This is a genomic window from Gammaproteobacteria bacterium (genome assembly GCA_032250735.1).
Classification (GTDB): domain Bacteria; phylum Pseudomonadota; class Gammaproteobacteria; order SZUA-152; family SZUA-152; genus SZUA-152.
In genome coordinates this window covers 1-22500 of the sequence record JAVVEP010000030.1, presented here as the reverse complement: position 1 = coordinate 22500, position 22500 = coordinate 1, and the positions used below count along the sequence as shown (strand labels likewise).

The following is a 22500-nucleotide window of genomic DNA, read 5'->3' as shown; positions in this document are numbered from 1 at the left end:
GCGCCGCAAAATATCTTCGCGTGAAATATTAATCATGAAATCTCATTTGAAATCGCCCGACACTAGCCCAATCTTATGGGGCATGCCCTCGCACACCACAGCTGACCCGTCGGCGACGCGCGGATAATCTTGTACTATATATCCGCAAGCGAGGCGCCTCACAGCGTGCAGCGGGACAAGGCGGATGATGTAGACCGTGTCGTGGCATTCCTTGCCACTCACTACCGCACCTTAGCTACCACACTAAAGGTTTCGCCGAGTTTTCCGATACACATTAGGACATACTTATACTCAAATCCCTCAGACGAATTGAATTCAATAGCCCGCACAAAATTAATTTTGGAGTGCTCCATGCGTAAGATTGCATTATTTTCCCTGCTAACACTGTTTATGATCAGTTCTGCGGGCGCCTTTGCGGCAGACGATTTCCCCGGCCGCAAGAAATTCCCCAAGGTCCCCTACATCGAGCTGGCCGACCTGCACAAAACCCTTAAAGATGTCACGGTTGTCGATGTCCGTTCAAAACTGGAATTTGAAACGCTGCGCGTGAAAAACGCCATCAACATTCCGGTGGCCGCCAAGAGCTTCGAAGAGAAGGTCATCAAACTGCGCGCCACCACGGACAAGCCGATTGTCTTTTACTGCAACGGTCACACCTGCATGAAGTCGTACATCGCCGCCAAAAAGTCCATTGAGGCTAATGTAAGCGATGTGCTCGCCTTTGATGCCGGCATCTTTGACTGGACCAAGGCCCACCCGGATGCCGCCGAGCTACTGGGGACCAGCCCGGTCAATCTGGCTCACCTGATCCCCAAGGAACAGTTCAAGAAACGCCTGCTCACCCCTGACAACTTCAGCGATCGCGCCACCACCCCCGGCAAGAAACTGATGGTGATCGATGTGCGCGACAAATTCCAACGCGCCGGGGTTGGCTTTTATCCAGGACTGGAACGCTGGGCAAGCCTGGATCAACAGGAAAAGCTCGAGAATTACATCAAGGCGGCGCTGAAACAGAACCGTACGCTGTTGATCTATGACGAGGTCGGCAAACAGGTGCGCTGGTTGCAATATGCCCTGGAAAAGGCGGGCGCAAAGGATTATTACTTCATGGACAAGGGCGCCCGTGGCTACTACAGCGAACTGGTCGCCATGGAGAAAAAATAGGCCCTCCCGCAACACTTGCTGCCGCCCTGCGCCGGTATCTCACCGAAGCCAACGCAGCAGTTTTCATCACACAGGCGCACTGGCCTAACCGCCAGTACGCCTGTTTTTTACCCGCCCTTTTTCCTCGCTGTGGACTTAGCCGGCGCGAGATAATGTGGCTATCGGCGGCAGGTGACGGCAAGATACAGACAGGCTAAACTCGCTGCAGCCCCGGCAGGGGCCGAGCTGTGCCGATACGACAAACGACCATGACAGGGTTATAACCGAGCTATGACCAGACTATGAGCGAACAACGCAAATATACCCGCCTGCCCCTCGACGTGATGGTGGAAATCCACCTAAGCGACGGCACTAAGCTCTACGGCGAGACCGCCGACATCAGCCTCGATGGCGCCTTCGTCATACTGATACCGCCTCCCGGCATACAAATCGGTGACGCATGCCGCCTCGAACTGATCATCAAGACCGACGAAGGCTGGGTGCGTGTCGCCTTCGAATGCAACATCGCCCACAACAAGGATGACGGCATCGGCCTTCAATTTACCAGTGCCGATATGCCGCATCACGAATCGTTTCTAAAACTGCTGATCGACGGCAGCAACGATATTGACAGCCTGCTGGACGAGCTGTCCCGCAATCCCCGCAAAAATTTCCAGTTCTCCAACGATTGACCGCCAGTTAACCGCCAGCCTTTACCGTCTGCCCACGACACTCATCGCATCACACCCGTGACAAAACCGGCAACGAACAATATCAAGCATATACGCTTTAAGGCACTGCTACCGACCGTTGCCACATTCATCCTGACCCTGGGGCTGATAATCTTTTCCACCGCCACCTTTTTTCACAGTCAACAGCTACAGAATAATCACGACACCACGCTACGCGCGCAGGATGGTTTCGAAAACCATGTACAGAGAAGCATTGTAGAGATCGGCGGCATACTACAGATGATCAGCGGCAACCCGGCCCTGCAATCCGCGTGGCAGGAAAAAGACCGGGAGACCCTTTCCCTTGTCGCACACAAAATCTATAAGGACATCAACAGCGCCTTCGGCATCACGCATTTTTATTTGCACACGACCGATGGAAAAAATTATCTTCGCGCTCATCGACCAGGCCGCTTCGGCGACCACATCAATCGAAAAACGCTGCTCACCGCCCGCCGCACAGGAGAACAGGCTGCAGGACTCGAAATCGGCACCTTCGGTCATCTGGCATTTCGTGTCACACAACCCTGGATGATCAACGGCCAGCTTGTCGGCTACCTGGAACTCGGCGAGGAGATCGGCCACATCACCAGCCGATTAAAACAGATCAACGGTGCCGAAATCATCACCCTTATCGACAAACAGCTCATCAACGAAAACGACTGGCAGAAGGCCTTTGGGAAAAAGTATAACTGGCGACAGATGGACAAATGGGTCATCACCTCGTCCACCATGGACAGCATTCCCGCCGAGCTGGAATTGTTACCGGGGCAGGGCATACAAAGCCACAAACAGCAGTCTGGCACAGGGTTCAGAGAATATGCGATATCGCACCTGCCGCTGACGGATTTTTCAAACAACGCTATCGGCTATACCGTAGTCATTAGTGACATTACAAGCAATGAGCAACAGCTTCGCGCGCTGCTGTCAAACATCTTCATCGCAGGCCTGCTGATCATCGGCCTGCTTACAGTCGCCTACTTTATCTATCTGGGAAAGATCGAAAATCAGGTGGCGCAGATCAATCGCGCCCTGCACCGGGAGATTGACAATCACAAAACGGCCGAAACCAACCTCAAGGCGAAGCATGATGAGCTGACCGCCATCAACCACGAGCTGGAATCTTACAGTTATTCCATCGCCCACGATCTGCGCGCGCCGCTACGGTCAATAACCAGCTTCAGTCAGATAGTGCTGGATGACGCTGCCGATAAACTGACGACAGAGGATAAAGACAACCTGAACCGGGTAATTAATGCCGGCAAACGGATGGCCGAACTGATTGATGACATCCTGCAGCTTTCCCGAATCACCCGCGAAGAGCTATCGGTTGAAACGATCAACATCAGCAAAACGGCCGAGACTATCAAAAATCAGATTGCCAGCAGCAATCCTGGCCGACAGGTCAAGTGGGACATTCAGCCTGACATGTTTGCCAGGGCGGATGCGCGCCTGATAGAGCGTGCCATTGAAAACCTGCTTAACAACGCCTGGAAATATACCAGCCGCACGGACAACGCAGAAATCAGTTTTGGTTCGGTGCGTAAAAATAACGAGACGGTTTATGTTGTGCGCGACAACGGTGCCGGTTTTGACATGGACTATGCACACAAACTTTTCACCGCCTTCCAGCGCCTGCATAACCCGCGTGAATTCACCGGCAGCGGCGTCGGCCTCGCCATCGTGCAACGCATCATCCACCGACACCATGGCCGTGTGTGGGCCGAAGGCGAGGTCGGCAAGGGATCAAGTTTTTACTTTACCCTGCCGGTCACCTAACTCTTGTTAGATAACCATTACAGATCCACAACTACAGATCCACAATCCCCAGCAGCCTGTGCGTATTCTGCGGCACCTGCTCTCCACTAAAATGCTCATAAATAATCTCGTGATCTTCCTTGATCACCATTACCGGATTATTGCTCCTGTCACTGCGACCCAGAAAAATCAGGCTGCCGGTGTGGATGTCGCGCAGATAAAACCTGGCGCTCTGGTAAATGCTGGCGGGAAAGGCAACGCCGTCCAGGGTGAAAACGGAGGCGACCCGCACCGCCGGAATATCGACCAGCAGCGTTTGGTCTGCATCCAGTAGATTATTAAAATCCACCGCATGCATCTGATTCTGTGGCACGGCATCGCCATTGAGATGATCCATCAGCACATCATAGCTGTCATAGCTGCCGTTAATGGAGACCAGGTTCACGGCCTCGTTACTGGCGATGTCACTGAAGCCAAACAGGAATACATCATCCGCATCCTCCCCCTGCAGAAAAAACTGCACGCTGTTGCCGGCGTCAGCCGGAAAGCTGTTGCCGTTGAGGGTAAAGCGACCAGTAACGCTGACCGAAGGCACGTCAATAGCCAGGCCGCCATTCATGTCTAGCAAAACATCACTCAGCACCACGGCGTTGGCATTCTGCGGCACCGCGGCACCGGTCTCGTGCCGATACAGCACATCATACGTGCCGGGCACCACACGCACCGGGGCCGGTGATGCGATTTCACTCGCTCCCAGCAACATCACGTCTTCATCCGTCAGACCACGCAGGTAAAAATCGGCGTTGTTGTATTCACTCTGCGCAAAGGCACTGCCATTGAGGGTGAACGAGGGGCTGATCACCACGCTGGTCATCGCGATATCCAGCGCCGCTACGCCACCATTCGTGCCCGGGGTGCCAATCAGCACGTCACTCGCCACCACCACATCACGATTGAGCGGCAGCTGGTCCCCCTGCACATGCCGATAAATGATGTCGTAGCTGCCTTCGATCACACTCACCGTCAATGGCAGCGCATCACTCTTGCCCAGCTCCACGACATCACCGTCCGCATGGCGCAGCATAAACGCCGCCTGCTGATACTGTGACGGCGGGAATGGTTGGCCATCCAGGCTTGCGTCAAGACGAAATCCGACCACCGGCAGGTCCACCGCCAGCGGCACCGAGGCGGCAATATCAACTCCGCTCATCACCACCGCATTCTGGTTATTGGGCACCAGGTTGCCACCCGTCTCCAGGGCGTAAAAGACATCGTAGCTCCCCGGCATCACCCACAGCGGATCGGGCGACATCGTGTGACTGTTACCGATTTCAATGCGCTCACCACCAGCAGCCGGTTGCAGATAAAACACCCCATCGTCGTATTCGCTGAGCGGGAAGGACCCGCCATTGAGGGTAAAGCCCGGCCTGAGCTGCCAGGCGGTCACGTCAATAACAAGGTCCTGATTACTGTTCAGGCCCACGCCGGTCTGCACCGGAGCATCCCTGTTCTGCGGCACATCGGTCCCGGTCTCATGCTGGTAATAGACGCTGTAATCGCCCTGCACCACCCGCACCGCGGCCGGAGAAATGTCATGACTCGAGGCCAATGCCACCACATCGCTGGCGGTGGCCGGCGTCGCGCCGCGCAGGACAAGATTGCCGTCGTGATACTCACTGAGCGGGAATGCTCCCCCATTGAGAGTGAAACTCGGCGTGATCAGTGCACTCTGCACAGCGATCAGCGCCGACTGCAGGGGCACCGCCTCGACCTGGGGTTCACTGGTAGCACCTCCACAGGCCACCAGCCCCGCCAGCAGTACAATCACTGTTGCGCGCAACGATGGTCGCATCCATGCGCTCAACCACAGGCACTCTGCCTTCGGGCCGCTGATTTTCAATCCACCATCCATGCTCCATTTCCTCCTCAAACCCTGCGCCGTGGCCCACCACCGACCGATTGCGGGTTGACGGCCGCCATCCCGGCACAGCGCTAATTCATGATAAAGTCAGCCCCACATATTTCATTAATAGCGTCGATGATCGCCCAGCCTGTTCACCGATCGTCATCCATCAACTCAACTCGATTCTACACAAGGAAATGTTACCCATGCCCACCGCCGCATTGATAGCCTCCACCCCACCACCAGCACCGTCCCGGGTGCGATGGTTGGCCCTGCTCCTGATCGCCCTGCTGCTGGGGGCCTGCACCACCACCGGCGATCTGATGGACGACCTCAATACCTCGTTACGCGCTTATGAAAAGGCCATCCGCTGGGCCCAGTATGATGCCGCCTATTCTTACCACAAGTGGGAGGACGCGGCCCCGACCAGCCTGCCGGCCGATATCGAAAACTTCCGCGTCACCCATTACGAAACCTTCGGTGAAAAATTCAACGAAAAAGACATGGTGATGAAACAATCCATCAGGTTGCGCTACTACCATACCGAGACCCAGCGAGAGAAATCCCTGCGCCATGAACAGGAATGGAAATATTATCCGGAGAGCAAGCGCTGGTTTCTCATCAGCCCACCCATCACCTTTGAGTAAAGCGCGATGCCGATGAGCCTGCACTACCCCTCCCGCAGCCGCCGCTCGGGTGTTTGCAGCATTGTCGTCAGCCTGTTTTTTGTCGGCCTGCTGTTTTCGACCGCCAGCGGGGCCGGCCCGCTGCATGATGCGGCTGAGACGGGCAATCTGGCCCAGATCCAACGGCTGCTTGCCGATGGCGCCGAGGTCTCCGAGGTCGACTCCCGCGGCATATGGCCGCTGCTGGCGGCCGTCACCACCGGCAATACCGCCGCGGTGGAATTGCTGCTACGGCTGAAGGCCGATCCCAACCAGACCGATCGCTACCAGTATTCCGCCCTGCATGAGGCGGCCAGCCTTGGCTATTATGATGTGGTGAAAGTGCTGGTCAGCGCCCACGCCCGCATCAATCTGCGGGACGTCAGCGGCATCACCCCACTGGGTTATGCCCTGCGCTCGTCCAGCCCGGAGACCGCCGCCCTGTTGCAGGACATGGGCGGCATTCAATAGGGGCCCGCGCGCACACCGCACGCATACCGAACTATCACAGCAATCAATGTGGGGCGTATCCCCCGGACTGCAGGAAGATCCGCGATACCGCCACCCCCAGCACCAGATAGCCGCGCGTCTCCACCAGGGGGCTGTCCTCAAAGGTCGCGCCGCGCAGGTCGTCATAGCGCACAAAGCCGCCCACAAACCACTTTTTGGTGTTCACCGCCAGCGCCAGACTGATCCGTTGACCGCTATACCCCGCTGTCGACGCATAGGCGGGCCGCGTCGCGGTGACATCGGCCGCCCCTACGCTGTAGAAATAATCGTGATTGGCCCTGGAGGCAAAGATCGGCCCCGCCGACAGATTCCAGCGCCAGCGCGCAGCCTCCCCAACCCTCACCCACACCCAGTTCAGGTACGGCGAAAACACCCAGCCCCGATGCGCGACCCAGGGGTCACCCACCGACAGGGCCGCCCGCAGCGGCAGGCGTAACCACCACTGTTGCTCCCAGCCAAGATGCCGCTCGCCGTGCTGTCCCAGGGCGATATCCAGTGACGGCCCGATCTCACCGATGGGATCCAGATCCGCCATCCCCTCCCGCACACCGTCACTCGCCGATACCGGCAGATTACCCGCCAGGCTGAAGTCCAGCACAAACCGCTCACGCTCCACCAGGGTGCTGCGCAGCCCCTCCTCGTCGGCCTTGAAACGCTCGCCCCGATACGCCACATAGGGTACGGGCAGCCAGGTATTTTCGCGCCCCAACGCGCCCCGGTAGGCGGGCATGTGCAGCACCCCGGCGCCCAGGCCCAGCTCCCATTTGGGCAGATGGTAGGCCGCGGCCGGTGCGGAAATCAGCAGCCACAGACCCGCCCACAGGGGGATGGCCCTGATCAGGAGAAACGCGCTTTTTTGGCTCGACATCGGTCTGAAAAAACCCCTTGATTGCTTGTCAACGGTTACACCGTTTTGCTGTGGGATGCACCCATGGCGGCCGCCTGCTCTCGACAACGATGACCGGCGACGCCGGCCTTCACCGGGCATCCTCGGCTCGACGCCAGACGGACTTTAGGCGACAATGGAACGCTCGATTTTGACACCCCGGCCGCAACAAACATAGTGACACCTACACCCATGTCCACACGATACCAAACTGACGATCTACGCATCCGCGCCATCAAAGAGGTGGTCGCCCCCGAGACGGTGATCGCCGAGCATCCGCTGACGGATACCGCCTCCGAAACCACCTCAATAACGCGCGAGGCCGTGCACAAGATCCTGCACGGCAAGGATGACCGCCTGCTGGTGGTGATCGGCCCCTGCTCCATCCACGACCCCCGGGCGGCGCTGGAATACGCCACGCGACTCAAGGCCGTGCGTGACGAACTGGCGGATGACCTGCTGATCATCATGCGGGTCTATTTTGAAAAGCCGCGCACCACGGTGGGCTGGAAGGGGCTGATCAATGACCCCCATCTCAATGGCAGTTTCGAGATCAATCAGGGGCTGAGCCTGTCGCGCAAGCTGTTGGTCGACATCAACGACATGGGCATCCCCGCCGGCACCGAGTACCTTGACCTGATCACACCGCAATACATTTCAGACCTGATCAGCTGGGGGGCCATCGGCGCCCGCACCACCGAGAGCCAGGCCCATCGTGAGCTGGCCTCCGGCCTGTCCTGCCCGGTGGGGTTCAAAAACGGCACCAATGGCAGCCTGCAGATCGCCATCGACGCCATCAATGCCGCCAGCCAGCCGCACTACTTTTTGTCGCTGACCAAGGCCGGCCATTCGGCGATCTTTTCCACCACCGGCAACGAGGACTGTCACATTATCCTGCGCGGGGGCACGTCACCCAACTACGATGCCCAGAGCGTCGAGCAGGCCGCACAGGAGATGCTGGCGGCCGGGCTGGAGCCGCGTCTGATGATCGACTTCAGCCACGCCAACAGCGCCAAACAGCATGAGCGCCAGATCGCCGTCGGCAAGGATGTGGCGGGACAGATTGCCGCCGGGGATACGCGCATCATCGGGGCGATGATCGAGAGCCATCTGGTGGGCGGTCGGCAGAATGTGGAGGAGGGTAAGGAACTACTGTTCGGTCAGAGTATCACCGATGCCTGCATCGACTGGGACAGCACGCCGCCCCTGCTGCACGAGCTGGCCGCGGCGGTGCGCGCCCGACGCAGCCATCGCCATGACAGGCCGGTCGAACACAACCAGGCGGGCCGTCAATAATGGATCCGCTGGCCGGCTGGGAAAAGATACTGCTCGGCCTGTTCGCCGTCGTGCTGCTGTTCTGGATCGGGCCGAACCTGAAGAACGTCTTCCAGCAGAGCAACGCTGCAGAGGAAAAGGACTGGAAGGGCGTGCTGATCCCCATCGCCCTGGTCATCCTGTTTGTGCTACTGCTGATCTCGCTGGTGTAAACCGCCTACCGCCCATCCTCACACGCCCAGCCTCACAGGTGTCGGCTGTACCGGCCGTGCTCGGCCCCGGCCATGAGATCGCGAAAATCCTCACCCCTCAGGTGGATCAATTCGGCGTGATCCCCCGCCTCAAAGTAGACGCTGTCACAGGCCACCAGGCTGTCGTCGACCGCCACATCGACGCCATAGGCCTCGCCCAGGGGTGGGATTGCACCCAGCTCACAGTCGGTAAAGATGTCCGCCAGCTCCGCCTCGGTGGCCAGTCCCAGCCGCCGATCCAGCTGGTCATCCAGCAGGGAGAACTCCACCTCATGACTGGCCGGCACCACCACCATCAGGTAGCCCTGATAGTCCTCGGTCATCACGCATTTGGCGAGCTGGTCACCGGGAACATGGGCCGCCTCCGCCGTCTCCAGACTGCTCTGCGTATGGGGGTGAGACACGACCTCATATTCCACGCCCCAGCGCCCCAGATAATCCTGTAATGTCGTTGCAATAGCCATGATAAACCCTCCTTGTTGACCCGACTGCACACCTACCTTTCATCGTTTACCGCTTCATCAGACAGCTCTGAATCGCCTATCTATAGTTGAGGAAGTGGCCTTTGTACAGTTGCCACGCCGGCGCCGACGATCGAGTCCGTCCGCCCCTGCAAAACTTAATTCGCCTTGGCGCCACCGGTTTCGTTAAAATCCCGCCCATCCGCCGTTTCTTCTGGAGAACCACATGCATTGCGCCATCTACAAGGGCCACAAACGACCGAACGATTACCTGTACGTGGAAAGGGAAGACGACTTTGCCCGCATCCCCCAGGCCCTGCTGGACATCATGGGCGAGCTGCAGCTGGTGATCAGCCTGGAATTGTCCCCCGAGCGCAAACTCGCCCAGGCCGACGTTGCGCAGGTGATGCGCCAACTCTCCGAGCAGGGCTACTACCTGCAGATACCGCCGACGATTCACGAAAAACCGCTCAACGGCTAGCCATTCCACGGACATAAAAAAGCCGGTCATCGACCGGCCCCTTCACGCATTCTCTATATAAGCCTAAGCCGGCTTTAGGCGGCCGGTTTGCCATCCGCCGTCAGGCTGAGCCTGTATTTTCCGTTCATCCCGATAAGCCGATAGGCCATGATGCCATGGGCAAAACCCTTGGGGTGCAGCTCACGCTTGCCGTCGATCCATACCTCCAGGCCGCCGCCCATAAAGGTCGATTCCGAAATCAGTATCTCGCCACCCGCGGCATTCGCCTCCAGCGCGGCCGTCAGGTTCACCTCCTTACCCACCACGCTGTAGCTGGCGTGTTTGGCGGAACCCACATTGCCCACCATCACCTCGCCGGTATTGACGCCGATGCCCACCTTGATCGCCGGCAGACGCTGCGCCAGATTGCGTTCATTGACCTCGGCCACGGCCAGCTGCATGGCGAGCGCGCAGGCCAGCGCGCGTTCGATATCGTCGTCACGCCCCTTCGGCACGCCGAAGGTGATGAGCATTTCGTCGCCCATCAGCTTGTCGATGGTACCCCTGAATTTCTGCACCACATCGATCATCACATCGTAAAAATTATTCAGCATGGTCACCACCTGCTCGGGCGACAGCCGCTCCGAGAGCTCGGAAAACTCCCGAATGTCGGCAAACAGCAGGGTCACCTCCTGCAACTCGCTGCCGATCAGGCTGGCCCGGGGCGAGGCGATCAGGTTGCGCGCCACGTCCTCGGTGACATAACGACCAAACAGATTGAGCAATAGACGGTTACGCCGCTTGGCATCGTCCGACAGGGCGCTGATCTTTTTGTGCGCCGTCACCACGTCCAGCTGGGTCTTCACCCGCGCCTGCAACACCTTGGCGTCGATGGGCTTGGTGACGTAGTCGTTGGCGCCCAGCTCCAGCAGCTCGACCACCTTTTCACTGTCATCCAGGGCCGACACCATGATCACCGGCAGGGCCGACATGGAGTATTTCTGGCGGATGTGCCTGAGCACCTCCACACCGTCGACATCGGGCATCATGATATCCAGCAGCACCAGATCAAACGGCTCCTCGTCGATCTTTTGCAGGGCCTCCTTGCCGCCGGACGCCAGGCTGACCCTGTGGCCCTTGCGCGCCACGATGCGTTCGATCACGCCCCGATTCAGCGCATCATCATCGACCGCTAAGATATGACAACTCTTGCTCATGCTGGCTCTCTTCTTGGTTATTTTTGGGCTCAATGGCAATGTTAAAAAAGACTCTGCAGCGTCAATTATCGACAGCCGACGGTTTTTATTGAGTCCCCGGGCAGAAAACCCGGCCACAAAAAAAGGCCGGTCACGGGACCGGCCTTCTCGCCTGACAGGGACGCCAGGCCTACAACGCCTTACAGCTTGTCGGCATTGTCCGCCAGGTATGACGCCACCCCGGCCGGGGTCGCATCCATGCCCTTGTCACCCTCTTTCCAGCCGGCCGGGCAGACCTCGCCATGCTCTTCGTGGAAGTGCAGGGCGTCGACCATGCGCAGCATCTCGTCGACATTGCGGCCCAGCGGCAGATCGTTCACCACCTGGTGGCGCACATCGCCCGCCTTGTCGATCAGGAAAGAACCACGGAAGGCCACACCGGCCTCCGGATGCTCCACATCATAGGCCTGGCAGATGTGATGGGTAATGTCGGCCACCAGGGTGTACTTCACCGGACCGATACCGCCCTGATTGATGGGCGTATTGCGCCAGGCGTTGTGGGTGAAATGCGAATCGATAGACACACCGATCACCTCCACGCCGCGTTTTTTGAACTCATCCAGACGGTGATCAAAGGCGATCAGCTCGGACGGGCAGACAAAGGTGAAATCCAGCGGGTAGAAAAACACCACCGTGGTCTTGCCCTTGGTGGCGCTGGCAAAATTAAAATCCTCAACTATCGAACCATCGCCCAATACGGCGGGGGCGGTAAAATCGGGGGCCTTACGGCCGACAAGAACTCCCATGGCATATCCTCCATTCAAATATTTCGGTTGCTTTCAGTAAACTTCAGTCAATTTCTGTTGCTACAGCGATCAAAAACCTTCGCAAAAACACGCGCCTGCTTGTGATGTGGGGGTCGGAGTTTAGCATCCAGCTCCAAGCTTAGAAAGAGTCTAAATTATAGCCGATGGAATATGGCATTGTGCAGAGCCATCCGCCCGCAAAAAACAGGGCGACACTGCACCCCGGCACGTCGCGGGCTATTTTGCCGCGCGGCGAATCTTCCAGCACTGATGGATCTTCGGATTGCGGGCAAAATCCCTGGGCAGGGTCAGCGCACTGATGTCCTCCACCGCGAGTCCGGTGAGCCCCGCCTCGTCCAGCCTGAAGCGGCGGAAATTGTTGGAGAACACCAGCAGACCGCCCGGCGCCAGCAGGGCCGCGGTTTTCTGCACCAGCTCCACATGGTCGCGCTGGATATCGAAACTGTCTTCCATGCGTTTGGAATTGGAGAAGGTCGGCGGATCGAGAAAGATCAGGTCGAAACGCAGGCCGCGCAGCAGGGCCTTGTCGATCCACAACAGGCAGTCCTCCTGCACCAGCTCGTGCGCCTCGCCACGAATCCCGTTGAGAGTCAGGTTGCGCCGCGCGATATCCAGATAGGTCCGCGACATGTCCACTGTGGTGGTCGACAGCGCCCCGCCCTTGCCATCCGGTCCCAGGGCCGCGTGCACCGTGGCCACGCCGGTATAGCCGAACAAGTTCAGGAACGAACGCCCGACGGCCCACTCGCCCAGCAGCTGGCGGGTGCGGCGGTGATCCAGGAACAGCCCGGTATCCAGATAGTCGTGAAAGTTGACCCACAGCCGGCACGGTCCTTCCCGCACCTCGTGAAACTCACGCGTGATGTCCTGTTTCTCGTACTGACTGCTGCCCCGCTGACGCTCGCGGGTTTTCAACACCACCTGCGCGGCGGGCACCGCAAACACCTCCGGCAGCACCGCCATCACCTGTTCACGCCGAAAGCGCACCTTGCGCGGCTCGACCGAGGCGGGGGCGGCGTATTCCTGCACCACGACCCAGCGCCCGGCGGGCTGGGTAGACTGGGCGGACGCCACGGTGTCGTACACGTCCACGGCAAAGGCGTATTCCGGCATATCGGCATCGTAGGCCCGAAAACAGCTGATGTTTTCCTGCCGGGCCCAGCGTTCCAGCTGTTTGAGATTTTTCTGCAGGCGATTGGCGAACATCTGCGCACCCGGCTCCTCGGTGAGCTCGCCCCGCTGTTTCATGAACCATTTTTCGTCCAGCTCGAAGCGCAGCAGCTTGCACTCCAGGGCGCCGTTGTAGAGGGTGTTGATGTGCCGCGCGCGAATCCCGATGCACTTGCCCAGCTCGGGATCACTGGTGATCACCGAGGCCCTCCAGCCGACATAGTGCGCCTTCAGGCAGTCGCCCAGATCCTTGTACAGCGGCTTGAGTTCCTCCTGCTCACCGAGGCGCTCGCCATAGGGCGGGTTAACCACCACCAGCCCGGCAGGGCCCGGCGGGGCCGCCGCGCAATCCTTGATCGCGCGCTGGGAAAATTCGATGTACGCCTCCAACCCGGCATGGGCGGCGTTGTCCTGCGCCAGCTCGATGGCCTGCGCACTGACGTCGTAGCCGCGGATCGCCGGGATTTTCGCCAGGCCCATCTTTGCTAAACCAGAAACGCGTCGTTTGCGGGCATCCGCCAGCAGCGCGGCCCAGAGCTCGGCGTCGTGTCCCCGCCAGCCGGTAAATCCCCAGTACGGGCGTTGCAGGCCGGGGGCGCTATCCGCCGCCATCAGCGCGGCCTCGATCACCAGGGTGCCCGAACCACACATCGGGTCGACCAGCCCCCCGCCGGCCTGGGCAATGGTGGGCCAGCCCGCGCGCAGCAGGATGCCGGCCGCCAGGTTTTCCTTCAGCGGTGCGCCGCCGGCGCCCAGACGGTAGCCGCGCCGATGCAGGCTGTCGCCAGACAGATCGATATTCACCGTGGCCTGGTCCCGAAACAGGAACACATTGACCCGCAGATCGGGACAGTCCTTATCCACCGAGGGACGCTCGCCGGTTTCGTGGCGGAACTGATCGACGATGGCGTCCTTCACCTTTTGCGCGCCGAACTGGGTATGGGTGATCTCCGAGCGCACGCTGCTGAAGTCCACCGCCAGACTGCCGTCAACCGCGAGGTGTTGCTGCCAGTCGATCGCCAGCACGCCCTGATAGAGCTGATCGGGATCCGCGGCCGGAAACTGGGCCACCGGCAACAGCACCCGATTGGCGATGCGCGACCACAGACAGACCCGATAGGCCGTCGCCAGATCGCCCTGAAAACCCACCCCGGCCCGGGTCTCGCCGACATTGGCCGCCCCCAGCAGACGCAGCTCATCGGCGAGCAGGCCTTCCATGCCCTTCGGCGCAGTGGCAAATAGACGGTGTTGTGAACTCATGATGACTCTTAGGATGATTCGGCTTCGGAGGCCGCGATGATACGGCAAGCCCAGTACGCCTGCCAACAATGCCGCCGACCGCGGTGACCACGGGCGCGGCCTGTCAGCGAGGACAGGCCAACAGCATGAAAGGTCTAAGCTTGGTGGGGATTCCGGGTGACGCGGTCAAAGGCCTCGCTGACCGCATTGCGCACTAGCCGCTCCATCTGGTCGCGCTCGGGGAGGGTCAGGTAAAAGGCGATGTCCACGCTGTGGCGGACATAACGTGCCGGCAGATTGTTCAGCGCGACGCAGACCACGTCTTCCAGCATGTCTTCGTCAAAGGAGACGCCCTTTTTGGCCTGCTGGGCCAGCACCTCGTCGAACACCAGTCGCTCGTAGTGGTTGTGGATATTGTCCAGAATCATGCGCTTTCCTCGCCCAGCGGGCCTTGCTCGGTTGGCCGGATTGATACCAGGCATAGCGGCAGCGCCGCCGCGCAGCTTGAGGCCTGCGGCCGAGAATAGAGGGGGTAAATGAGGAAGGGGCTTTGCCAGGGCTTAGCGATACAGGCCTCGCAGGCGCTGCACCGCCTGCTGCTCGTCGGCGCGGTAAATCGACGCCAGATCCGTATCATTCAGGCCCCTGGCGGGCAACAGCAGCAGATCCACCAGGTCACGGTGGTCTTGATTAGTCACCGCGACCTCGCTATCGGCCACCGCCAGCAGGGTCGCCGAATAACCATAACCGGCCTGCGCGAACAGCCTGTCCAGAAACTCCCTGCGACCGTTGGGTGTCATCGCCTGGGGCTGCACGGGGTATTGCTCACCGGTACTGCGATAGGCATCGGCCAACTGCTCCAGCACGGCATAATCACCCAGCGGGGCGGGTTTCTGCACCGCCTCGCCGCAGGCGGACATCAACAGGGCCGTCACTAAACTCGCCAGATAGATTATGTTTCGCATGGCGCATGATACCCAACACCGGCCTATGATGGCCAATCGGGGGATAAAGCCTGCGCCGATCCGGTCGTTACCCTTTAGTGAATACTGTTATTGGAACCTTTGGCTTAAACCGCACCCGTTTAGCTAGCGCCCCCAACGAGACATCCAGCAAGACAACTGCTTACCGCCACTCAGCCCCCATGGATCTCAACGCCTTATACCAGCAGGCCGTCAGCGGCCAGCATTTCGATGCCGATCCAGCGCAACGCCTGGCGCTGGAACATCTGCAGGCCCTGTCCACCCGCCTGCAACAACCGGCGCCGAAGGGCTGGGGGGCATGGCTGCAGGGCAAGGGGCTCCGCCGCCAGACACCCCAATGCGGCCTGTACCTGTGGGGCGGCGTGGGTCGCGGCAAGACCTGGCTGATGGACCTGTTCTTCGACGCCCTGCCCTTCGACCGCAAGTTGCGTTTGCACTTTCGCCATTTCATGCAGGAGATCCACGACGAGCTGGCGCAACTGAGCGGCCATCGCGATCCGCTGCAAATCGTCGCCAGGCACTTTGCCCAGCGTGCTCGCGTGTTGTGCCTGGACGAGTTCTATGTGGAGGACATCACCGATGCGATGATCCTCTATCGCCTGCTCGACGCCCTCAGCGCCAACGGCATCGTGCTGGTGTTCACCTCCAACCTCGCCCCCGCCGAGCTGTACCGGCACGGCCTGCAGCGCGAACGCTTCCTGCCCGCGATCCGCCTCATCGAAACGGGCAGCCAGGTTGTCGAACTGGCGGGCGATATCGACCACCGGCTGCGCAAGCTCAAACAGGCCAATACCTATTTTTCACCGCTCAACCGCGCCAGCCAGCAGGCCATCGAACAACGCTTCGCCGAACTCGCCCCCGCGGCCCCCGCCAGCAACCCGCTGCTGGTGATCAATCATCGGCCCATCGCCTGTCTGCGCCGCGCCGATGATGTCGCCTGGTTTGATTTTTATCAGCTCTGTCATGGACCGCGGTCCAGCGCCGACTATATCGAGTTAGCGCGGCAGTTCCACACGGTGCTGATCTCCGAGGTGCCGGCAATGGGTGAGCATGAGGAAGACTGGGCGCACCGCTTCATCGACCTGGTGGATGAGTTTTATGACCGGCGCGTCAAACTGCTGATCAGCGCCGCGCAGCAACCGACCCAGCTGTATCACGGCCGCCGGCACGTCTTCGATTTTCAACGCACGGTCAGCCGGCTGATGGAGATGCGCAGCGATGACTACCTGGCCCAGGCCCATCGGCCGTAATCCCCTGCCACCCATCCATCTGTAACAGGAGACTGTCGGATGCCAGCGGTTTGTTCACAGAATCTCAGTGCGCCTCCGGCCCATCGCCCTGCCCGCCCAGCGACAGGCCAAACTGATACAGCGGTTTTTTGCGCACGCCGGTGATCCGCGCCGCCAGGGCGCTGGCCTGACTCAACGGCAGCTCCGCCAGCAACAGCCTGAGGACGCGCTGCGCCTCGGCCATGCCCTCCTCGCTGTCGTCCCCCTCCAGGCCCTTGACCAGCAGCACCATCTCCCCCTTTTGCTGGTTGGGATCGGCGCTCACCCACTGCTGCAATGCGCCCACCGCATCCCCCCGAAGGGTCTCAAAGGTCTTGGTCAGTTCGCGCGCCAACACCACGTGGCGCTGCGCCCCGAACACCTCGACCATGTCGGCGAGGGTGTCGAGCAGGCGGTGCGGTGCCTCGTAAAAGATGGCGGTGCGCGATTCCGCGGCCATTGCCTCCAGCCGTTTCTTGCGGGCGCTGGCCTTTGCGGGCAGGAAGCCCTCGAACACAAAACGGTCCGAGGGCAGCCCGGCGGCCGACAGCGCCGCCAGCATGGCGCTGGGGCCCGGCACCGGCACCACCCTGATGCCCGCGTCACGCGCCAGGCGCACCAGATGGAAGCCGGGGTCGCTGATCAGCGGGGTGCCGGCATCGGAGATCAGGGCGACACTCTTGCCCTGGGACAGGCGTGCCACCACGTCCGGCGCCCGATCGCGTTCGTTATGATCATGCAGGGCCAGGGTTTTGGTGGTGATCTGATACTGTTGCAACAGACGCGCACTGTGACGCGTATCCTCCGCCGCGATCAGGTCCACCCCCGCCAGCACCCCCAGCGCGCGCTGGCTGATATCCGCCAGGTTGCCGATCGGCGTCGCCACCACATACAGCACGCCCGGCTCTACGAATTGTTCAATTGACACTCTTGCACCTCATCCACATACTTTCGGGTTCATGCGGAATCTACCACAAAGTCTCACCCACCAACGGCTCACCGCGCCCCTGTCTCTTTTCGCACGCCTGGGATTGCTCGCCCTGCTGCTGGCGGGTTGTGTCGGCGGCCCGCCCTCCGAGCCGCCCTCGCCGGCCGAGACCCTGGCCTCCGACACCGCGGCGCTGGAGCGCATGGCCGATGAGGGGCGTTTTCTGGATGCGGCGCTGGCGTACTCCCGACTGGCCAACGACGCCCGGCTGACCGTCGGCGCCGCGCCCTCCCTGCAACAGCACTACGCCCTGCGCGCGGCCGAGCTGCTGATGGCGGGCAACTATGTGCCACAGGCCTATCAATTGCTGAACGAGATCGACGCGGCCAACCTGGACCCGACCCTGCGGCTGCGATACGCCCTGCTGTCGGCAGACATCGGCCTCACCCGCCAGCGGCCCGAGGAGGCGCAGGCCCGCCTGGATGAGGCCGAACGCCTGTTGCAGGAAACCGACGAGGCGCCACCCGCCACCCGCCAGCGCTTCCATCGGCTCCAGGCCCAGGCCTTTGCGCAGGTCGGCAATCACCTCGAGGTCGCCCGCGAGCGGGTCAAACTGGAGCCCCTGCTCACCGATCCGGAGGCCATACGGGCCAATCAGGAGGCGCTACTCGCCGCCCTGCAGGCGCTTTCACCGGCCGCCGTGCAGGCCCTGTTGAGCAGCGGCCCTGCGGATGTCCTCGGCGGCTGGCTGGCGCTGGTGAGCATCGGCCACAGTATGGACGACCCCCAGCGGGCCGATGCCGATGTGCAGCGCTGGCGCGCACGCTTTCCTGACCACCCGGCGCAGGCCGAGGTGATCGCGGCGGTACTGGCAGCCCGTCCACGGATCTTGCGTCTGCCGCAGAAAATCGCCCTGATCCTGCCGCTGAATAATCGTTACGCCAAGGCTGCCGGTGCCGTGCGTGATGGCTTTCTGGCCGCCTATTATGCCCAGCAACCCGGCACTGCCAACAACGCCCGCCTGCCCATCAATCCACCCGACGCCGCCTTTGGGGCGTCGGCCGATACCACGGCCGATCAGCCGCTGGCAGCGCCGGGCGCAGACATGCTTGACCTGCCCACCAGCGTGGTGCCAAGCATCGCGATCTACGATAGCGGTGACGATCCGGCGCTCATCGACCCGGTGTACCAGAGGGCCGTCGACGAGGGCGCTGAATTCGTGGTGGGGCCGCTGCACAAGGATGCCGTTAACCGGCTGGCCCGCCACGCCGAACTGGCGGTGCCCGTGCTGGCGCTGAATCACAGCGAACACTTCGACACCGCCACCGAAGAGATCCTGCCGGCCAACCTCTTTCAGCTGGGCCTGTCACCGGAGCAGGAGGCACGGCAGGTGGCCGAACGGGCCTGGCTGGACGGCCACAGCCGTGCCGCGATCATCACCCCGGGCACCGAGTGGGGCGAGCGCGTGGCCAAGGCCTTCAGCACCCGCTGGCGCCAGTTCGGCGGCCATGTGGTGGAAAAACAGACCTACGACCCCCAGCAAAGTGACTACTCACTGCCGATCAAGCGCCTGCTGAACGTGGACGAGAGTCAGCAGCGCCAGAAAGACCTGCAGCGCCTGCTGGGCAAGAACCTGGAATTCATTCCGCGCCGCCGACAGGACATCGACTTCATCTTCATGGCCGCCGCCGCCAAACAGGCGCGCCTGATCAAGCCGCAATTACGCTTTCACCATGCCCCCACGGTGCCCGTGTACGCCACCTCCCACAGCTACAGTGGCAGCATCAATACCGACATGGATCGCGACATGGACGGCGTGCTGTTTTGCGACATGCCCTGGCTGCTGGATGCCGACAGCCCCGGCCAGGCGCTCAGGGCCGACATCGAGGCCATCTGGCCGGATGACAGCAAGCGCTATTCCCGACTGTTCGCCCTCGGCGTGGACGCCTATCGCGTCATCGGCGAGCTCAACACCCTGCGCCGCAACCGCGCCGCCTATTACTCCGGGGAGACCGGCGACCTGTATCTGGACATGGCCAACCGTCTGCAACGCCGGTTATTATGGGCACAGTTCGAACAGGGTGTGCCGCAGCGCCTCAGCGAGTTTTAGCCCGATGACGAGCAGCAAGAAAATCCGCGGGGATGAGGCCGAAGCCGCCGCCTGTCACTATTTGCAGTCACAGGGGCTACACTTGATCGAACGCAATTTTCTCTGCAAACGCGGCGAAATCGACCTGGTCATGCGGCAGGCCGATACCACGGTTTTTGTCGAGGTGCGTTATCGGCAGAACAGCCGTTATGGCAGCGGCGCCGAGAGCGTCGACTGGCGCAAGCAGGCAAAGCTGCTGGCCACCGCCGAGTACTATTTACAGCAGCATCCCCGGGCGGCCAAGGGGGCCTGCCGGTTCGATGTGGTGGCGCTGTCGGCGCAACACCCGCAACCCGGCACCGACTGGACCATCGACTGGATCGAGAACGCCTTTCATGCCTGACTGCCGACACCGTCCCGCAACCACCGTGCCGCCACACATTCCGCTAAACTTTCCGCAAAACACACACTGAGTACAAAATGACTATCCAGACAACACGATTTTCCACCCTCCTCGGCCTCTGCCTCAGCCTCTGCGCCGTCCTGTTATTATCCGCCTGCGCTGCGCCGGTATTGGTGGCGGGCGCCGCCGGCGGAGCAACCGTCGCCAGCGACCAGCGCAGCAACCAGGCGCTGATCGACGACCAGCTGATCGAGGCAAAGGCAAAAGACGCCGTCTACGCCGATCCGACCCGCGCCAAGCGCATCCATGTCAACGTCACCAGCTACAACTACGTGGTGTTGCTCACCGGCGAGGCGTTGTCCGCCGAGACCCGCGACAAGGTGGTCGATATCGTGCGCCACCTCGACAAGGTACGCCGCGTGCACAATGAGATTCGCGTCGCCGATCTCACCGATTTCTCCTCGCGTACCCGCGATTCCTGGATCACCTCCAAGGTCAAATCACAGATGATCGCCACCCGGGATTTTCCCTCCTCGCGCATCAAGGTGGTGACCGAGAACGGTAGCGTGTACCTGATGGGACTGGTGACCAAAGAGCTCGGCAATCAGGCGGCGGCCATCAGCAGCAAGGTGGACGGCGTGCAGCGCGTGATCAAGCTGTTTGAATATATCTAGGCGCCGATCGGACCCTGGATGAATTGGCGGCACAAGCAGTCATCGCGATTTTTTAATCAGGGTTGTACATGACGGCGGGGCGCTGCCCTCTTACTAACCACGGACCTCGCGCCCCCTCAACCGCGACCCGCCAAGCGCCCGAAACTCCCTGCCCCATCAACGGACCACCCACTGTCACCATGACCATCCATCCAGAGATTATCCAGCAACTCCGCCAACAACTGGGCGCCGATCGGCTGCTGACCGAGCCGGCCGATTGCCTGGCCTACGGCTATGACAACAGCCGCCGGCAGGCGCTGCCCGACCTGGTCGTGTTTCCCGGCTCACACGCCGATGTCCTCGCCATTGCGCAACTCTGCAACCGGGAACAGATCCCCTTGACCCCCCGTGGCCGCGGCACCGGCACCACCGGTGCTACGGTGCCGACCCTCGGCGGCATCGTACTCTCCACCGAGCGCATGACACGCATCCTGGAGATCTCCCCGGACGACCGCCTGATGGTGGTCGAGCCGGGGGTGACCAATCAGGCGGTGCAGGATGCCGCCGCCGCGCACGGCTTTTTCTGGCCGCCCGACCCCACCAGCGCCGCGGTCTGCACCGTGGGCGGCAATCTCGCCTATAACTCGGCCGGGCCACGGGCGGTGAAGTATGGCACCCCGCGTGAACATACCCTGGGCCTGCGCGCCGTCACCGGCAGCGGCGAGGAGATCCGCACTGGCACACGCACCACCAAGGGCGTGGTCGGTTACGATTTCACGCGCCTGCTCATCGGCTCCGAGGGCAGCCTGGCCATCATCACCGAGGCCACCCTCAGGCTGACGCCACTGCCCGAGGCCACGCGCACCCTGCAGGCGGTATACGCCGATATCGGCGCCGCCACCCGGGCGGTCGCACGCATCATGGCGCAGCCGATGGTGCCCTGCGCGCTGGAGTTTATCGACGGCACCGCCATCGAGATGATCCGCCACTACTCCCAGGCCGACCTGCCGGCAAAGGCCGGCGCCCTGCTGATGATCGAGATCGACGGGCCGGCCTCGGCGCTGGCCGAGATGCAGGCCGCCATCCACCGCGCCGCGGCCGACGACGGCCTGCTGCGCTTCCAGGCCGCGCAAACCGAGCAGGAGTCGCAGGCACTGTGGGCCACCCGCAAGGCCCTGTCGCCCGCCCTGCGCAACGTCGCCCCCAAGAAGATCAACGAAGACGTGGTGGTGCCGGTCTCCCAGATCCCCGCCCTCATCGCGGGGCTGGAACAACTCGCCGCCCAGCACGCGGTGACGATCGTCAACTTCGGCCATGCCGGCAACGGCAATATTCATGTCAACCTGCTCGTGGACCCCGATGATCAGGCCCAGCTGGCGCGGGCCGAGGCCTGCCTGGACGGGGTCTTTTCCCTGGTCCTGCGCCTGGGCGGCACCCTATCCGGCGAACACGGCATCGGTCTGGTCAAAAAGGCCTATGTCAGTCGCGAGTTGGACCCCGTCACCCTGCGACTGATGGGTGATATAAAACGGGCCTTCGACCCGAACAATATCCTCAATCCAGACAAGGCGCCGATCCTTACTAACAGGAAGACATAAGCACATTAACTCAGGGCCTGTGAAAAAATCGACGGCCGTAGCGAGGGCGTCGCTTTGCGAGCGAAACAAGGCGCGCTACGTGAAAACAAGGGAGTTTGGTGGA

General features: G+C 61.1%; 22 protein-coding genes. 13 read left to right on the top strand and 9 right to left on the bottom strand.

Translation table 11 applies throughout. The features are described from left to right. Positions 1-351 precede the first annotated feature (351 nt). The 3 genes from RRB22_13585 (at position 352) to RRB22_13575 (ending at position 3653) form a co-directional block, all read left to right on the top strand. Entirely contained in the window at positions 352-1164 is an 813-nt protein-coding gene (locus RRB22_13585) for a rhodanese-like domain-containing protein (protein ID MDT8385434.1), read from the top strand. A 281-nt stretch (positions 1165-1445) separates the two neighbouring features. Next, positions 1446-1835 (top strand): PilZ domain-containing protein, encoded by a 390-nt coding sequence (locus RRB22_13580; GenBank protein ID MDT8385433.1) that lies wholly within the window; start codon positions 1446-1448, stop codon positions 1833-1835. Positions 1836-1892: 57 nt separating this feature from the next. Further along, on the top strand, positions 1893-3653 hold the full coding sequence (locus RRB22_13575) for a cache domain-containing protein (protein ID MDT8385432.1): 1761 nt from the start codon (positions 1893-1895) through the stop codon (positions 3651-3653). Positions 3654-3684: 31 nt separating this feature from the next. On the opposite strand, the gene RRB22_13570 is transcribed toward RRB22_13575, so the two are convergent. Then, complete coding sequence (locus RRB22_13570) at positions 3685-5544, bottom strand: hypothetical protein (protein ID MDT8385431.1); 1860 nt, start codon at positions 5542-5544, stop codon at positions 3685-3687. Between the two features lie 197 nt (positions 5545-5741). On the opposite strand from RRB22_13570, the gene RRB22_13565 reads away from it, so the two are divergent. Continuing rightward, entirely contained in the window at positions 5742-6182 is a 441-nt protein-coding gene (locus RRB22_13565; GenBank protein MDT8385430.1) for a hypothetical protein, read from the top strand. A 6-nt stretch (positions 6183-6188) separates the two neighbouring features. Next, positions 6189-6671, top strand: coding sequence for an ankyrin repeat domain-containing protein (locus tag RRB22_13560; GenBank protein MDT8385429.1), 483 nt, complete (start codon positions 6189-6191; stop codon positions 6669-6671). Between the two features lie 43 nt (positions 6672-6714). Here RRB22_13560 and RRB22_13555 read toward each other — a convergent pair whose 3' ends face one another. Beyond that, the gene (locus tag RRB22_13555; protein ID MDT8385428.1) at positions 6715-7578 is read right to left on the bottom strand and encodes a MipA/OmpV family protein; all 864 of its coding nucleotides are present in this window, start codon (positions 7576-7578) and stop codon (positions 6715-6717) included. A 210-nt stretch (positions 7579-7788) separates the two neighbouring features. Here RRB22_13555 and aroG point away from each other — a divergent pair, with 210 nt between their 5' ends. Further along, on the top strand, positions 7789-8892 hold the full coding sequence (gene aroG, locus RRB22_13550) for a 3-deoxy-7-phosphoheptulonate synthase AroG (GenBank protein ID MDT8385427.1): 1104 nt from the start codon (positions 7789-7791) through the stop codon (positions 8890-8892). After that, positions 8892-9083 carry a hypothetical protein gene (locus RRB22_13545; GenBank protein MDT8385426.1) on the top strand — a complete coding sequence of 64 codons (192 nt, stop codon included), beginning with the start codon at positions 8892-8894 and terminating at the stop codon, positions 9081-9083. The genes aroG and RRB22_13545 overlap by 1 nt, the downstream gene beginning before the upstream one ends. 32 nt (positions 9084-9115) lie before the next feature. Here the strand turns inward: RRB22_13545 and RRB22_13540 are convergent, their stop codons facing one another. After that, positions 9116-9586 (bottom strand): YbaK/EbsC family protein, encoded by a 471-nt coding sequence (locus RRB22_13540; protein MDT8385425.1) that lies wholly within the window; start codon positions 9584-9586, stop codon positions 9116-9118. A gap of 223 nt (positions 9587-9809) precedes the next feature. Between RRB22_13540 and RRB22_13535 the strand changes: the two genes are divergently transcribed. Then, entirely contained in the window at positions 9810-10064 is a 255-nt protein-coding gene (locus RRB22_13535) for a YcgL domain-containing protein (GenBank protein MDT8385424.1), read from the top strand. Positions 10065-10138: 74 nt separating this feature from the next. Here the strand turns inward: RRB22_13535 and RRB22_13530 are convergent, their stop codons facing one another. The 5 genes from RRB22_13530 to RRB22_13510 form a co-directional block, all read right to left on the bottom strand. Next, a complete protein-coding gene (locus RRB22_13530; protein MDT8385423.1) occupies positions 10139-11260 on the bottom strand; it encodes an adenylate/guanylate cyclase domain-containing protein in 1122 nt (373 codons plus the stop codon). A 179-nt stretch (positions 11261-11439) separates the two neighbouring features. After that, a complete protein-coding gene (locus tag RRB22_13525; protein ID MDT8385422.1) occupies positions 11440-12045 on the bottom strand; it encodes a peroxiredoxin C in 606 nt (201 codons plus the stop codon). A gap of 237 nt (positions 12046-12282) precedes the next feature. Beyond that, positions 12283-14496 carry a bifunctional 23S rRNA (guanine(2069)-N(7))-methyltransferase RlmK/23S rRNA (guanine(2445)-N(2))-methyltransferase RlmL gene (gene rlmKL / locus RRB22_13520; protein MDT8385421.1) on the bottom strand — a complete coding sequence of 738 codons (2214 nt, stop codon included), beginning with the start codon at positions 14494-14496 and terminating at the stop codon, positions 12283-12285. Positions 14497-14630: 134 nt separating this feature from the next. After that, positions 14631-14903, bottom strand: coding sequence for a late competence development ComFB family protein (locus RRB22_13515; GenBank protein ID MDT8385420.1), 273 nt, complete (start codon positions 14901-14903; stop codon positions 14631-14633). Positions 14904-15035: 132 nt separating this feature from the next. Next, complete coding sequence (locus RRB22_13510) at positions 15036-15440, bottom strand: hypothetical protein (GenBank protein MDT8385419.1); 405 nt, start codon at positions 15438-15440, stop codon at positions 15036-15038. Between the two features lie 179 nt (positions 15441-15619). On the opposite strand from RRB22_13510, the gene zapE reads away from it, so the two are divergent. Continuing rightward, on the top strand, positions 15620-16708 hold the full coding sequence (gene zapE, locus RRB22_13505; GenBank protein ID MDT8385418.1) for a cell division protein ZapE: 1089 nt from the start codon (positions 15620-15622) through the stop codon (positions 16706-16708). A gap of 64 nt (positions 16709-16772) precedes the next feature. Here zapE and rsmI read toward each other — a convergent pair whose 3' ends face one another. Further along, positions 16773-17654, bottom strand: coding sequence for a 16S rRNA (cytidine(1402)-2'-O)-methyltransferase (gene rsmI / locus RRB22_13500; protein ID MDT8385417.1), 882 nt, complete (start codon positions 17652-17654; stop codon positions 16773-16775). Between the two features lie 31 nt (positions 17655-17685). Between rsmI and RRB22_13495 the strand changes: the two genes are divergently transcribed. The 4 genes from RRB22_13495 to RRB22_13480 all read left to right on the top strand — a co-directional run bounded on the left by RRB22_13495 (position 17686) and on the right by RRB22_13480 (position 22397). After that, the gene (locus RRB22_13495) at positions 17686-19764 is read left to right on the top strand and encodes a penicillin-binding protein activator (protein ID MDT8385416.1); all 2079 of its coding nucleotides are present in this window, start codon (positions 17686-17688) and stop codon (positions 19762-19764) included. A gap of 4 nt (positions 19765-19768) precedes the next feature. Continuing rightward, positions 19769-20146: a YraN family protein gene (locus RRB22_13490; protein ID MDT8385415.1), complete on the top strand. Its 378-nt coding sequence runs from the start codon at positions 19769-19771 to the stop codon at positions 20144-20146. A 77-nt stretch (positions 20147-20223) separates the two neighbouring features. Further along, positions 20224-20820 carry a BON domain-containing protein gene (locus RRB22_13485; GenBank protein MDT8385414.1) on the top strand — a complete coding sequence of 199 codons (597 nt, stop codon included), beginning with the start codon at positions 20224-20226 and terminating at the stop codon, positions 20818-20820. Between the two features lie 179 nt (positions 20821-20999). Then, on the top strand, positions 21000-22397 hold the full coding sequence (locus RRB22_13480) for an FAD-linked oxidase C-terminal domain-containing protein (protein ID MDT8385413.1): 1398 nt from the start codon (positions 21000-21002) through the stop codon (positions 22395-22397). Positions 22398-22500: the final 103 nt, after the last annotated feature.